This window comes from Methylobacterium sp. E-025, from assembly GCF_022829705.1.
Lineage (GTDB): Bacteria > Pseudomonadota > Alphaproteobacteria > Rhizobiales > Beijerinckiaceae > Methylobacterium.
The window spans coordinates 45,062-57,125 of the sequence record NZ_JAKSYR010000115.1; the positions used below are offsets into that span (position 1 = coordinate 45,062).

General features: G+C 68.4%; 13 protein-coding genes. 6 read left to right on the forward strand and 7 right to left on the reverse strand.

Translation table 11 applies throughout. The features are described from left to right. Positions 1-271: 271 nt before the first annotated feature. From MKK64_RS16295 to MKK64_RS16310, 4 genes are all read right to left on the reverse strand, one after another. Positions 272-523 (reverse strand): hypothetical protein, encoded by a 252-nt coding sequence (locus MKK64_RS16295; protein WP_243935928.1) that lies wholly within the window; start codon positions 521-523, stop codon positions 272-274. 93 nt (positions 524-616) lie between these two features. Further along, the gene (locus MKK64_RS16300; protein WP_243935929.1) at positions 617-928 is read right to left on the reverse strand and encodes a hypothetical protein; all 312 of its coding nucleotides are present in this window, start codon (positions 926-928) and stop codon (positions 617-619) included. A gap of 48 nt (positions 929-976) precedes the next feature. Next, complete coding sequence (locus MKK64_RS16305) at positions 977-1,393, reverse strand: hypothetical protein (RefSeq protein WP_243935931.1); 417 nt, start codon at positions 1,391-1,393, stop codon at positions 977-979. Between the two features lie 75 nt (positions 1,394-1,468). Next, entirely contained in the window at positions 1,469-2,173 is a 705-nt protein-coding gene (locus MKK64_RS16310; protein ID WP_243935933.1) for a helix-turn-helix transcriptional regulator, read from the reverse strand. Between the two features lie 145 nt (positions 2,174-2,318). Between MKK64_RS16310 and MKK64_RS16315 the strand changes: the two genes are divergently transcribed. The 6 genes from MKK64_RS16315 to MKK64_RS16340 are packed head-to-tail and all read left to right on the forward strand — an operon-like array spanning position 2,319 to position 7,000. Continuing rightward, the gene (locus tag MKK64_RS16315; RefSeq protein WP_243935934.1) at positions 2,319-2,582 is read left to right on the forward strand and encodes a transcriptional regulator; all 264 of its coding nucleotides are present in this window, start codon (positions 2,319-2,321) and stop codon (positions 2,580-2,582) included. Further along, positions 2,582-3,556: a ParB/RepB/Spo0J family partition protein gene (locus MKK64_RS16320; RefSeq protein ID WP_243935935.1), complete on the forward strand. Its 975-nt coding sequence runs from the start codon at positions 2,582-2,584 to the stop codon at positions 3,554-3,556. Before MKK64_RS16315 ends, MKK64_RS16320 begins: the two co-directional genes overlap by 1 nt. Beyond that, positions 3,553-5,592 carry a phage tail tape measure protein gene (locus MKK64_RS16325; protein ID WP_243935936.1) on the forward strand — a complete coding sequence of 680 codons (2,040 nt, stop codon included), beginning with the start codon at positions 3,553-3,555 and terminating at the stop codon, positions 5,590-5,592. The genes MKK64_RS16320 and MKK64_RS16325 overlap by 4 nt, the downstream gene beginning before the upstream one ends. Positions 5,593-5,631: 39 nt before the next feature. After that, the gene (locus MKK64_RS16330; RefSeq protein ID WP_243935937.1) at positions 5,632-6,051 is read left to right on the forward strand and encodes a phage tail protein; all 420 of its coding nucleotides are present in this window, start codon (positions 5,632-5,634) and stop codon (positions 6,049-6,051) included. Then, a complete protein-coding gene (locus tag MKK64_RS16335; protein ID WP_243935938.1) occupies positions 6,048-6,269 on the forward strand; it encodes a tail protein X in 222 nt (73 codons plus the stop codon). Before MKK64_RS16330 ends, MKK64_RS16335 begins: the two co-directional genes overlap by 4 nt. A 5-nt stretch (positions 6,270-6,274) precedes the next feature. After that, positions 6,275-7,000, forward strand: a complete 726-nt coding sequence (locus MKK64_RS16340; protein ID WP_243935939.1) for a glycosyltransferase family 2 protein — start codon at positions 6,275-6,277, stop codon at positions 6,998-7,000. Between the two features lie 16 nt (positions 7,001-7,016). Here the strand turns inward: MKK64_RS16340 and MKK64_RS16345 are convergent, their stop codons facing one another. The 3 genes from MKK64_RS16345 to MKK64_RS16355 all read right to left on the reverse strand — a co-directional run bounded on the left by MKK64_RS16345 (position 7,017) and on the right by MKK64_RS16355 (position 12,009). After that, positions 7,017-7,598 (reverse strand): SCO family protein, encoded by a 582-nt coding sequence (locus MKK64_RS16345; RefSeq protein ID WP_147728976.1) that lies wholly within the window; start codon positions 7,596-7,598, stop codon positions 7,017-7,019. A 215-nt stretch (positions 7,599-7,813) separates the two neighbouring features. After that, entirely contained in the window at positions 7,814-9,262 is a 1,449-nt protein-coding gene (gene cysG / locus MKK64_RS16350; protein ID WP_243933151.1) for a siroheme synthase CysG, read from the reverse strand. 44 nt (positions 9,263-9,306) lie between these two features. Continuing rightward, complete coding sequence (locus MKK64_RS16355; RefSeq protein ID WP_243935941.1) at positions 9,307-12,009, reverse strand: nitrate reductase; 2,703 nt, start codon at positions 12,007-12,009, stop codon at positions 9,307-9,309. Between the last annotated feature and the right edge of the window lie 55 nt (positions 12,010-12,064).

Here is a 12,064-nt window from a genome sequence, read left to right on the forward strand (position 1 = left end):
GATCCCGTCGTCTTTTCGCGGCTTGGGTCTAGGTCGAGGGTCCGTCCGCGCGGCGGTATGCGCTGTGTCGTGGTAATAAGGCGTGACGTCCCCGGGTGCCGGTCGCGCTTGGCATGTCCGGCAACGTAGGCGCTTCGCCAGAGCTGCGAACTCGGTGGTCGGTGGGAGAGGAAAGTAGCTCCACCAGCGGACCGAGATCCGCCGGCATTCGCTGCAGAAGGCACGGACGCCGTGGTAGCCGGCGCTTTGTAGTTCGCCCAGCGTCGCCACCCTAGAAGGGCAGCTCCTGGAAGATCGGCGGCACGCGTCCGTGGACCACCAGCACCACCGGTTCGTCCACATCGCCGAACTCGAGATCGCCGTCCTGGCGCAAGGCAACAACGCCGATGCACCCCGGCGCGAGCCGGTCGGCAAGCGCTATCGCATGCAGCTCGTCGCGCGCCGACCGCGTCTCTTCCGGCTCGACCCCCTGCCCTTTCTTCCGGAACGTCTGGACCGTGAAGCTCTGTCGGGTTCCTGACATGGCGTTCTCCTCCTGAGAGAACGTCATCGTGAGGCAAGAACAAAACAGGAACAAGACCGATGTTTTAGCCCCTGTGGACGGATGGGGACGACATTATTTTAAGCTGTCGGTGAAGTGACTTAACTCCGCACGGCGACCGCCAACGGCCGCTTGGACGAAGAGCCCGCCGCCGAGGAACACTGCCAAACCAATGGCGAGGAGGGCCGGTCGAGACGACCATGTCCGATTACCGGTCGCGTCTTGACCAAGGCCCGCGAGGGTCAACCATGCGAGGGCGAGGTTGAAGGAGAGGACGCCGACGATCGCTGGCGCTCCGGAGCCCGACGTGTCGGCCCCCCACCAAAGCAGGCATAGCGCCGAGATTGCGAGGTTCACCAGGCCGAAGAGAAATCCAAACGCCATCATGCTGCTGTCTCGTGGTTGTCAAAATCCGAGGGATGGACCCCTCAGCCTTCAAAGGCAGCGATAGCTCGATAGGTCGAGGGTAAAACGACACGGCATCAACAGGGCCGGCTTAGATTTCACCAGTTTTTGCTGTACTTCTCTTTCGATTATTGACGATAGAGATTTTGTAAATAGAAATGAAAGTATCAAAACTGGTACGCTGAATATTACCATTGTTATGATAGCTGCTTTTTTAAAATTTAATCTAGGATGCTCAATGAAAAATTGCCGGACTGGCAAAATGGGGAAATAAGTTACTGCGTTTGCCGATAGGACGCCAGATGTTGCCAAAAACACTATATAAATCCAGGGCTCATCTGATACTGTAGCTAGCACACCGATAGATAATATAATAGCGTAGTTGCGGAGAAAATCTAATATTGCTTTGGTAAAATCTCTCACTTTCAGTTGAACGGCGGTGGCCAATTTAAACTCCATCCAATTTAAGCTCTGCACCCCGGTATAGACGTTAGGTTAATATAATAGATGTCCGATTATTTATTAAATCGGCCGCCCGAACCACGCTACCCGCGCCTGAAAGTTGAGATTGTTGACCTCGTCGCGAGCCACTGTCTCCGCAGGGTAACGATCATTGTCAGAGATCAGCATTAGTCCGCCGAAGGCCAGCAGTGAAACTCGTTTCACAACGACAAGCCCATTCACGACGAGCACGTAGATCTTGCCGTTGACTACTTCTCCATAGCCGCGATCAAGTAGCATTAGATCGCCGTCCTGGATCGTCGGGAACATGCTGTCGCCACGCGCTTCGATGAACTCCGCATTTGACGGGCTGATGCCGAGAGAACGAAGCCACGATTGCCGGAAAGCGATCTGACGTGGCGCATCTGTTTCGAGCTGGCTTGAGGCCAGTCCAGGACCAGCGGAAGCCCTAATCTCTAGATGTGGGATCGCGACGAAGCCTGAGTCTTCGTCGGTATCTTTACCCTCAGAGAGCACGATCTGCGTTTCGGTTGATGGTTTAACATCGATCAATGCCGGTGCAAGGATGGCATCTATCCTATTGCCGAATACTAGATAGTCGACGGTGACCCCGCAAGCTTTTGCGATACGCGCAAGCGTCATCGAGGGCGCCTCGCTTTTCGCTCGAACGTACCGGTCGAGACTGCTCAGGGGCACCTGAGCTTCACGCGAAACGTGCGCCTTGCCGCCGGCGGCCTCGATGGCCGCTTCCAGCCGGAGGGCCATGGCCTTCAGATCCGAAGGGTCTGCCGTAACCACTTTTAAACGTTCCCTCAGATCTGGGTTGACCAGACCCTCTCAGATATGGTGATGTCCTTACAAGTCAGGACTCGCAACGACGTTAACGCGGGGTTTGGCGGTGGAGAAGCCCATGGTTGGTCGCCAGATTTGGCATGCACAGGACGTCATCGCTGAAATCCGGAAATCCGGGACCAGCTTGGCCGCTTTGTCGCGCCTGAACGGGTTTGCCGACCGCAGCCTGCGCACCGCGCTCACGAAGCGGTGGCCCCGCGCCAACAGCATCATCGCTTCACATCTGAACGTCAGCCGTCACCAGATCTGGCCGCATTGGTTCGGCCCGAACGACGAGCTGCTGCCCCTCTCGAAGCGCCCCAGCACCCGTAAGGCCGCCTGATGCAGACCCTGGTGGAGCGCTATCGGCTCGCCCACTCTTCAAACGCCGCCGCGCGGATCGTCGAGATCCCGCTCGACGACATCTACGATGGTGATCGCCTACGCGACATTGATCCCGCATGGGCGGCCGCCCTCGCCGCGGACTTCGAAGCGGGCGGCGAGCCGCCTCCGATCGTGGTGCGGCCCCGTGGGACCGAAGACGCCTTCGACCAAGAGTATGGCCTCGTCGCCGGCGGCCATCGGCACGCGGCCTATCGCCTACTCGGACGCCGCACGATCCTCGCCGAGATCCGTCCGATCACTCGCCTCCAAGGGCGCCTGGTCGAGATTGAAGAGAACCTATTTCGGCATGAGCTGAACGCCTTGGACCGGGCGGTTTTCCTCTCGGAGCACAAGCGCGTCTGGGCTGAAATTCATCCCGACGCCGCTCATGGCGGAGATCGTAAGTCCAAGAAGGACAATGCGAAAATCAAGTCGCAAGGTTTGCGACTTGATCCGAAGCGCTTCACGGCCGAGGCCGCCGAGCGCTGTGGCCTGTCCGAGCGTACCGTCCAGGCTGCTCTAGCTCTTGTCGAGGCCCTTTCTCCCGAGGCCATCACTCTTCTTCGCGGCACCGACACCGCGCGCAATGCCTCCGACCTCCAGCGTATCGCTACGGAGCCGGCAGAGCGTCAGGTCCGCCTTGCCCGTCTGCTGAGGGACGGCAAGGCCGCCAACGTCGCGAAAGCGCGGCTGGCGGCCGGCGATGCCCCCGCTGGCGAGGGTGACCCGCAGGAAGAGCTGTTCCGGCGCATCGTCGCCAACTGGGAGCGCCTCGACGCCAAGGGGCGCAAGCGCTTCTTGGAGCATGCCGGCCTCGTGGCCCGGGAGCGCAAGCCCCGCGACCGCATGCCGACTATCTCCGAGATCATCGGCGACCCGCGCCAAGTCGACATTGAAGACGCGATCGAAGCCACCCGGAAGGGCGGCGCATGAAGCTCTGGCTCACCGCCCAGGAGATCGCCGATCTCGCGTTGCCAGGCCTGCCGGCCACGAAGCGCAACGTGAACGTTTTCGCCGAGGTCTCGGGCTGGGCCATGCGGCCCGGCCTCACCCGTCCCCGGCGCGGCGTCGGCGGCGGTCTCGAATTTCACCTCGACATCCTGCCGCCGGATGCCCGTAGAGCCTATGTCGCGCGTCTCACCCCGGACGCGGTGCCAGAGGATGTCGCCGAGGCGGCCGAGGCCGAGCCCGCCGCCGCCTATCTGCGGGACGATGCCGCCGAGGGGCGGGACGCGCGCCTCGCGATCCTTGCTGCGGCCGAACGCATCTTCGCCAGCGCCCGGCTGCCTCGGCAGAACGCCGACCTGCTCGCGGTGGCGGACTACACCGCCGGCCGGCTCTCGCTGCCGGCCTGGGTCCACACGGCGGTGCCGAAGCTCACTCTGCGCACCCTTCAGCGCTGGCGCGCGGCTGCTCGCGACGGCCGCACCGCGGCTCTCGCGGTCGATCGCGGCGCCGCCCGGCGCGGGCTCGGCGTGCTCGACACCGCTGAAAACGGGCAGGTGCGGGTCTATGCCCTCGCCCTGATCGCTCGGCAGCCGCACCTCTCAGCGGACCACGTCCGCGAGATGCTGAGCGCGAAGTTCGGCGAAAGCCTCACCGTCATCAGGTCGGGCGGCGTCGTCCGGACCGTACCGTTGCCCCCGATCCGGACCGTCCAGGACGCACTCCGGCGCTGGAAGACGACGGAGCGCGTTGCGCTCACCGCGATAACCAATCCCGACGCCTACAAGAACCCGGCGGCGATGCAGCAGCTGCAGCGCACGGTCGCCAAGACGGCGATCGAACTCGGGCTTCCGCGCCAGGGGCTCGCCGAGCTGACGGCCGAGGCCGGCGCCGCCGGCATCAAGTTCGCCGACCTGGAGCGCTACGTCCGGCTCGCGGCCAAGGCCTCGATCGGCTGGGACATGACGCCCCGCGACGCGGCCCAGAAGCTCGCCGAGATCAAGTCCGCCGGCCAGTACACGATCGCCGAAATGGACACCCTCGCGGACAAGATCAACGCGCTGGGCGACAACTCCGCAGCCAAGGAAGCCGACATCGTCGAGATGATGCAGCGGGCGGCCGCGCCCGCGAAGGCTGCTGGCGTGGACACCGACACCAGCCTGGCCGCGCTCACCGCACTCCGCTCCGGCGGCATGCAGTCCGAGATCGCGGCGCGGTTCTTCGGTGCCTTCACTTCGAAGCTCGCGACCGCCGGGAGCGGCGGCAAGGGCTCAAAGGGCATCGCCGAGGGCTTCGAGATGCTCGGCCTGACCGTCAAGAAGGTCGCCGACGGCATGAAGCGCGATGCCGGCGGGACCATGCTCGACATCCTCGACCGCCTGGCCAAGCACGCCGAGCCGGCCAAGGTCGCGACCAAGATGATGGGCCAGGAATGGTGGGACGAGCTGGCTCGCTTCAGTCAATCCGTACCCGAGTTCCGCAAGCAGCTCGACCTCCTGAAGAGCCCGAGGAACTACAACAACTCACTCGGCGGCAACCTCGACGTCCAGCTCGCGACGACGGCCAACCACCTGGAGCGTTTGAAGGCGCTCACTGGCGACATCGGCGACCGCATGGGCCGTTGGGCGCTGCCGGGGATCAACAACGCGATCGAGAAGGCGATCGCGATGGCGGACAACCTGGAGCGCCGCCAGAAGCTCCGCGACGCTGAGAAGCCCGACGGGGAGAAAGGCGACCCGATGGGTCGCTTCGTCACGAAGACGATGGAGCTGGGCGGCCCCCTCGTGAAAAAGGGCGTCGACCTCCTGTACGGCGAGGCCCCGACGGAGGATCCGGCACGGCAGATCGTCGAGCGCGCCACGAAGGACGCGGCCGATGCTCGGGAGGCTGCAACCAAGGCGCGGGACGCCGCCGCGGTGCTGGAAAAGCGGGCCGCCACCACGAAGGACAAGAGCGTCCGTCCGCGACGTGGCCGGCCTGCATCGGGAGGTCCAGCGTGTGGCCGACCGACGCGCCCGCGATAGCCGGGACAGCGCGCTCCACGACACGGGGGCCGAGGTCGCATGAGCATCCCCCTATGCGCCATTGGCAGCGCCATCCTCGAAGTCATCGGGCTCAACCTGCAGAAGGTAGGCTACCGCTCCGAGACGCACTGGCCCGAGCAGGCCGTCTTCGACGACGAGCCGTTCTACCAGCCGACCGGCCAGGGGCCGCGGATCATCACGCTGCACTTGGCCGCCCGGCCGCAGGTGATGGGCGGCATGGAGAACTATGCCGCACTGAAGGCCCATCACGAGGATCAGGACGTGGTCCCGTACATCCGCCTCGCCTCCGGGCTGGTCGGCGAGATGATGGGCGAGGTCGCCGTCCACCGTCTGGGACACGAAGAGGAGAAGATCGCCCCTGACGGCATCGGCCGCCGGCACGAGTTCGAAGTCGAGCTGCTGATCGTCGGCCGGACCGCCGGAGGGCTGTTCGGATGACGATCGCCCAAACCCGCACCGTACAGGAAGAGGATCGCCTCGACGTGGTCGCCAAGGCCATGCTCGGTACGGAGGGCGGCGGCAATCTCGAAGCGCTGTTGAAGGCCAATCCGGGCCTCGCCGCCGGCGGCCTGTTCCTGCCGGCCGGCCGGGTGCTGATCGTTCCGGCGATCGACCGGGAGCCGACCGTGCTCCCCTCGATCAATCCCTGGGAGTAGCCGGCATGTGGCGCCGCCCGCTTCTGGAGGTCCGCAATTCCGGCGGCTTCAACATCATGCCGGCCCTCAACGGGCTGTGGCTGGAAGTGTCCGTCACCGACAAGCTGCACGGCTGGGACGCGCGCAACGTCACGGAGGATGCCGATCTCGGGATGCGGCTGGCCTGCGCCGGCTACGAGGTCGGCGACCTGCCGAGCGCGACGATCGAGGAGGCGCCGAACAACCTGCCGGCCTGGCTGCACCAGCGCGTCCGCTGGATGAAGGGGTTCCTGCAGACCACCGTCACCTACGGCCGCCGCCCCGCCGAGACCTGCCGGCAGCTCGGGCGCCTCGACGCGCTCTGCGCCGTGACGCTGCTGCCCGGCGCCGTCGCCTCGGCCCTGGTCTATCCGATCTTCCTCGTCTGGGCGGGCGCCGACTTCATGCTCCAGGAGATCCCGGCCGCGCCCGAGCCCTGGCCGAACCTGCCGCTCGCCGTCGCGATCACCCTGTTCCTGGCGGGATCCGCGGCTCTGGTCCTGCCGGCGGCGCTCGGCTGCATCCGCCGGGGCTGGTGGGACCTGCTGTGGTTCGTGCCCGGGATGCTGCTCTACTTCGCCCTGGTCAGCGTCGCCGCGTGGCTCGCGGTGATCGAGTTCGTCCGCGCGCCCTCGCGCTGGAACAAGACCGAGCACGGGCTGTCGCGCACCTCGCGCAGCGGCCTGCTGCGTCCGCGGCGTCCGGCGGCGTGAGGCCCGCGCCGGATGCTCAGATCCGCCGCGCGAGCTCCGCCGCGGTCTCGTCGGCCGGGCGCATCAGGTTGAGCGCGCCGAGGAAGCGGTTCCTGCCGTCCATCACGTAGACCAGCGCGGTGTGCTCCATCGTGTAGTCGCCGTCCTTGCCCGGCACCTTGCGGCTGTAGGCGCGGTAGGCCTTCACGGCCGCCGCCACCTGCGCCGGGCTGCCGGTGAGCCCGGCGATCCGCGGATCGAAGCTCGACAGGTAGGCTTTGAGGCTCGCCGGCGTGTCCCGCTCGGGATCGACGGTGATGAAGGCGACCTTCATCGCCTTGGCCTTCGGCCCCAACGCCGCCAGCACGTCCGAGATCTGCTGCAGCGTGGTCGGGCAGATGTCGGGGCAGTGGGTGAAGCCGAAGAACACGAGGTGCGTGGCGCCCGCGAAGTCGGCTTCGGTGACCGCCTTGCCGTCCTGGTCGATCAGCGCGAACGGCCCGCCGACGCTCGAGGCCGCCACCTCCGTCCGCTCCGGCATCAGCGTGAACACGGCCGCCGCCGTGAGCCCGACGAAACCGAGCACGAAGGCGATGATGGGCAGGAGGGCGCGGCGCATGGAGGTGACCTTCTCGCGACGGCCGCTGGAACAGCATGGGCGGCCGCGGGAGGCAAGGTCGGGGCACCTCGGAGGCCCCCGGCGCTTTGCCTCAGGCCCGCGTTCCGTCGTGCGCCTCCCTGGCCTGGAACCCGGTTCGGCAGGTGCCCGCGCGACGCCCTCACGATGCGTCCGGCGTCACGATCGGGCTGGTCGCAGACGGGAAGCGGCCGGGTCTAGATCGCGATCTGCGCCTGCTCGACGCAGTCCGCGACACTCTGTTCCTTGAGCGCGTCGCCCACCATCAGGATCGCCGGTCCTTCGAGGAGCGAAGCCTCGACCCGCTCCGCGAGATCGGCCGCCGTGCCCCGCAGCGCCGCCTGGTTGGGCCGCGTCGCGTTGAACACCACCAGAGCGGGCGTCGCCGGTGCCAAGCCTTCGGCCACCGCGCGTTCCAGCAGCACCCGCAGGGTGCGCTTGGGCATGTAGACCACGGTGGTGACCGAAGGGTCGGCGAGCGCGCCCCAGTTCAGGTCGTCCGGCAGCGCGCCGCGGCGGTCGTGGCCGGTGACGTATTGCAGGCGGCGCGCCGCGTCGCGGTGGGTGAGCGAGACGCCGAGGGAGGCGGCCGCGCCCTGCGCCGCGCTGATCCCGGGCACCACGGCGACGGGGATGCCGGCCTGCCGGCAGGCCTCGATCTCCTCGCCGGCGCGGCCGAAGATCAGCGGGTCGCCGGACTTGAGGCGCACCACCTGCTTGCCGGACTTGGCGAGCGAGACCATCAGCGCGTTGATGTCGTCCTGGCGGCAGGAAGGGCCGTGGCCGGTCTTGCCGACCAGCATCGTGCGCGCCTCGCGGCGGGCGTAGTCCAGGATCTCGGGGGCGACGAGGTCGTCGTAGAGGATGACGTCGGCGTTGCGCAGGGCCCGCAGCGCCTTCAGCGTCAGCAGCTCGGCATCGCCCGGCCCTGCGCCGACCAGCGTCACCGCCCCGCCCTTCGGCGCGGCCTCGGTCTGCGCGAGCAGCCTGTCGAGGTCGGCCTGCGTCGGGGCCCGGTCGGGCTCGGCGAAGGCCAGGTCCGAGAAGCGCTCCCAGAACCCGCGGCGCTCGCTGAACCCGTGGAAGCGGGCGGTGACGCCCTCGCGCCAGTCCCGCGCCGCCGCGACCCAACGCGAAAACCCGCGCGGCAGCATCGCCTCGATGCGCGCCCGCACGGTCTGCCCGAAGACCGGCACCGCGCCTTCCGTCGAGATGCCCACCACCAGCGGCGAGCGGTTGACGATGGCGCCGAACTTCACGTCGCAGAGATGCGGCCGGTCGACGGCGTTGACGATGGCGCCGGTGCCGCGCGCGGCCGCGACGAAGGCGACGCACTCGGCCTCGTCCTCCATCGCGCCGATGCAGAAGGCCGAGCCCCACAGGTCGTCCGGCGTCCAGGCCCGCTCGTGCAGGGTCACGCTGCCGGCGACGATCTCGCCCGGAACGTTGCGCATCTCCTCGCTCGGCTCGGCGGCGTAGACGTCGACGTGGGCGCCGGCGGCGGCGAGCAGCTTCACCTTCCAGGGCGCGCCGCCGTTCGAGCCGGCCAGCACCGCGCGCTTCCCCTGCAGCGGCACGAAGACGGGTAGGACGGCGAGGGGCTCGAGGCCGGCGCGGGTCTCGCGCGGCTGGCGGGGCGTGCTCATGAGGGTCGGCTTGGATCTCGGCAGGGTCACGGACGAACCTGATGCTACGCGGCGTCGCGCGCAAGCGCCTCCGGCAGCAGCTTGCGGATCTCAGGGATGCACGAGCCGCAATTCGTGCCGGCCTTGCAGGCCGCGCCCACCGCCTCGACGGAGCCCGCTCCGCCCGCGATGGTCGCCGTGATGACGTCGAGCCCGACCCCGTGGCAGGCGCAGACCACCGGCCCCGCCCCGGCGGTGGCGGCGCGGCCCGAGAGCAGGGCGCGGCGCTCGGCCGCGCCGGGCACCGCCTCCGCGAACAGGGCCTTGGCCGCCTCCCAGTCGGGCCGGCCCGCGTCGGGACCGAACGCGAGGCAGGCGAGGAGGCGCTCGCCGTCGTAGACCGCGCAGCGGTAGCGGCCGCGGGCGTGGTCGGCGTACTCGGCGAGCTCCAGCCCCTGGAACAAGCCGCGCATCAGCAGCATGGCCTCGCGCGACCCGTCCTGCGTGGCGAATTGCAGGCCCGCGCCGCCGGCGATCGTGGCGCGCGCCCACCACCATCCGGCGGGCGCCGCGACCGGGTCGCGGCTGAGCAGGAAGCCCCGCGAGCGGTAGGCGGCAGCCTGGATCGCCGCCGGCGTCGCCTTCAGCTCGGGCTGGCCCGAAAGCGGGTCGGGCACGCCGCGGACCAGCGCCCCGACGCGGGCCATCGAGGCGTTCGAATCGTTCCAGTGCATCGGCATGAACAGGTTGCCGGGCGCCACCGCCTCGGTGACGATCACCTCCAGCTCGGCGGCGCCGTGCGCGGTCGAGACCCGGGCGAGGCCGCCCTCGGTCAGGCCCGCGGCGGCGGCGTCGCGCGGATGCACCTGGACGAAGGGCACCGGGCGATGAGCCGAGAGCCGCTGGCTCTTCCCCGTCCGCGTCATCGTGTGCCAGTGGTCGCGCACCCGGCCGGTGTTGAGCACGAAGGGCATCGCCGCGCTCGTCGCCTGCGCCAGGGCCGGCGCCTGCACCGCGACGAAGCGGGCGCGCTTGTCGAAGGTGAAGAAGCGGCCGTCGGAAAAGAGCCGCGCCTTCGTGCCGCCGCGCTTCGTCAGCGGCCACTGCACCGGCAGGTTCGTCTCGTAGGCGGCGTCCCCGATGTCGGCGAGCGCGCCGATGTCGAAGTCGCGGGTGCCGTTGTTCTCGAACGCCGACAGCGCGGCGTGCTGGCGGAACACCGCCGCCGCCGAGGTGAAGCCGAAGGCGGCGCCGTGGCCGAGGCGGCGCCCGACGTCGGCGAGCACCGCCCAGTCCGGCCGCGCCTCGCCCGGCGCCTTGAGGAAGCGGCGCTGGCGCGTGATCCGGCGCTCGGAATTGGTGACCGTGCCGTCCTTCTCGCCCCAGGCCAGGGCCGGCAGCAGCACGGTCTTCCGGGCCGTGGCGCGGGCGGTGTCGGAATCGGCCATCACCTCGGAGACGACGAGCAGGTCGAGGCCCTTCAGGGCCTCCCTGATCGTGTCGGCCTGCGGCATCGAGACCAGCGGGTTGGTCCCCATCACCCAGAGCGCCTTGATCTTGCCGCGCGCGACCGCGTCGAACAGCGCCACCGCCTTCATCCCCTCGCCGGTGATGAGGTTCGGCGCGTTCCAGAAGCGGCGGACCTTGTCGACCTCCTCCGGCGCGAAGTGCATGTGGGCGGCCAGCATGTTGGCCAGCCCCCCGACCTCGCGCCCGCCCATGGCGTTGGGCTGGCCGGTCAGCGAGAACGGCCCCGCGCCCGGCTGCCCGATGCGCCCGGTGGCGAGGTGGCAGTTGATGATCGCGTTGCCCTTGTCGGTCCCCTGCGCCGACTGGTTCGCGCCCTGCGAGAAGGCGGTGACGACGCGCTGCGTGGCGGCGAACAGGTCGAAGAAGGCGGAGACGTCCGCCTCCGACAGGCCGGTCGCCGCCGCGGTGGCGGCCAGCGTCGGCGCGATCGACTGCGCCCGCTCGAGCGCGCCCTCGTAGCCGGAGGTGTGGTCGGTCACGAAGCGGGCGTCGCACGCGCCGATGCGGTCGAGATGCACCAGCAGGCCCGAGAACAGCGCGCTGTCGGTCCCGGGCCTGAGGCCGAGGAACAGGTCGGCCTCCTCCGCGGTCTCGGTCCGGCGCGGGTCGACCACCACGAGCTTGGTGCCGCGCGTCGTGCGCGCGTCCACCATCCGGCGGAACAGGATCGGGTGGCACCAGGCGGTGTTCGAGCCGACGAGCACGATGACGTCGGCCTCGTCGAGGTCCTCGTAGCAGCCCGGCACGGTGTCGGAGCCGAAGGCCCGGCGGTGGGCGGCGACCGCGCTCGACATGCACAGGCGCGAGTTGGTGTCGACGTGCGGCGTGCCGAGGAAGCCCTTCGCGAGCTTGTTGGCGACGTAGTAATCCTCGGTGAGCAGCTGCCCGGACAGGTAGAACGCGATCGCGTCCGGCCCGTGGGTCTCGGCCGTGCGGCGGAAGGCGCCGGCGACGGTGCCAAGCGCCGATTCCCACGACACCCGCGCGCCGTCGACGTGCGGGTGCAGCAGGCGGTTCTCCAGGCCCAGCGTCTCGCCGAGCGCCGAGCCCTTCGAGCACAGGCGGCCGAAATTGGCCGGGTGCGCGGTGTCCCCGGCGATCCCGGCGCCACCCTTGCCGTCCGGCGTCGCGATCACCCCGCACCCGACGCCGCAATAGGGGCAGGTGGTCCGAACCGCCGCAGCCTGGTTCGCGCCCTGCTGGTTCGAGACCTGGGGCTCCGGCACGTGCACGGTCATGGCAGGGTCCTCGTATTCACGACGTCGGCCGGCGCCGGCGGAGGCAGCAAGAGTC

What these genes read in the sequence shown, in the direction of transcription:
- MKK64_RS16300 (WP_243935929.1), bottom strand. Translation starts at nt 928, where the DNA reads ATGATGGCGTTTGGATTTCTCTTCGGCCTGGTGAACCTCGCAATCTCG.
- MKK64_RS16315 (WP_243935934.1), top strand. Translation starts at nt 2,319, where the DNA reads ATGGTTGGTCGCCAGATTTGGCATGCACAGGACGTCATCGCTGAAATC.
- cysG (WP_243933151.1), bottom strand. Translation starts at nt 9,262, where the DNA reads ATGAGCACGCCCCGCCAGCCGCGCGAGACCCGCGCCGGCCTCGAGCCC.
- MKK64_RS16335 (WP_243935938.1), top strand. Translation starts at nt 6,048, where the DNA reads ATGACGATCGCCCAAACCCGCACCGTACAGGAAGAGGATCGCCTCGAC.
- MKK64_RS16330 (WP_243935937.1), top strand. Translation starts at nt 5,632, where the DNA reads ATGAGCATCCCCCTATGCGCCATTGGCAGCGCCATCCTCGAAGTCATC.
- MKK64_RS16310 (WP_243935933.1), bottom strand. Translation starts at nt 2,173, where the DNA reads ATGGCCCTCCGGCTGGAAGCGGCCATCGAGGCCGCCGGCGGCAAGGCG.
- MKK64_RS16355 (WP_243935941.1), bottom strand. Translation starts at nt 12,009, where the DNA reads ATGACCGTGCACGTGCCGGAGCCCCAGGTCTCGAACCAGCAGGGCGCG.
- MKK64_RS16340 (WP_243935939.1), top strand. Translation starts at nt 6,275, where the DNA reads ATGTGGCGCCGCCCGCTTCTGGAGGTCCGCAATTCCGGCGGCTTCAAC.
- MKK64_RS16320 (WP_243935935.1), top strand. Translation starts at nt 2,582, where the DNA reads ATGCAGACCCTGGTGGAGCGCTATCGGCTCGCCCACTCTTCAAACGCC.
- MKK64_RS16325 (WP_243935936.1), top strand. Translation starts at nt 3,553, where the DNA reads ATGAAGCTCTGGCTCACCGCCCAGGAGATCGCCGATCTCGCGTTGCCA.
- MKK64_RS16345 (WP_147728976.1), bottom strand. Translation starts at nt 7,598, where the DNA reads ATGCGCCGCGCCCTCCTGCCCATCATCGCCTTCGTGCTCGGTTTCGTC.
- MKK64_RS16295 (WP_243935928.1), bottom strand. Translation starts at nt 523, where the DNA reads ATGTCAGGAACCCGACAGAGCTTCACGGTCCAGACGTTCCGGAAGAAA.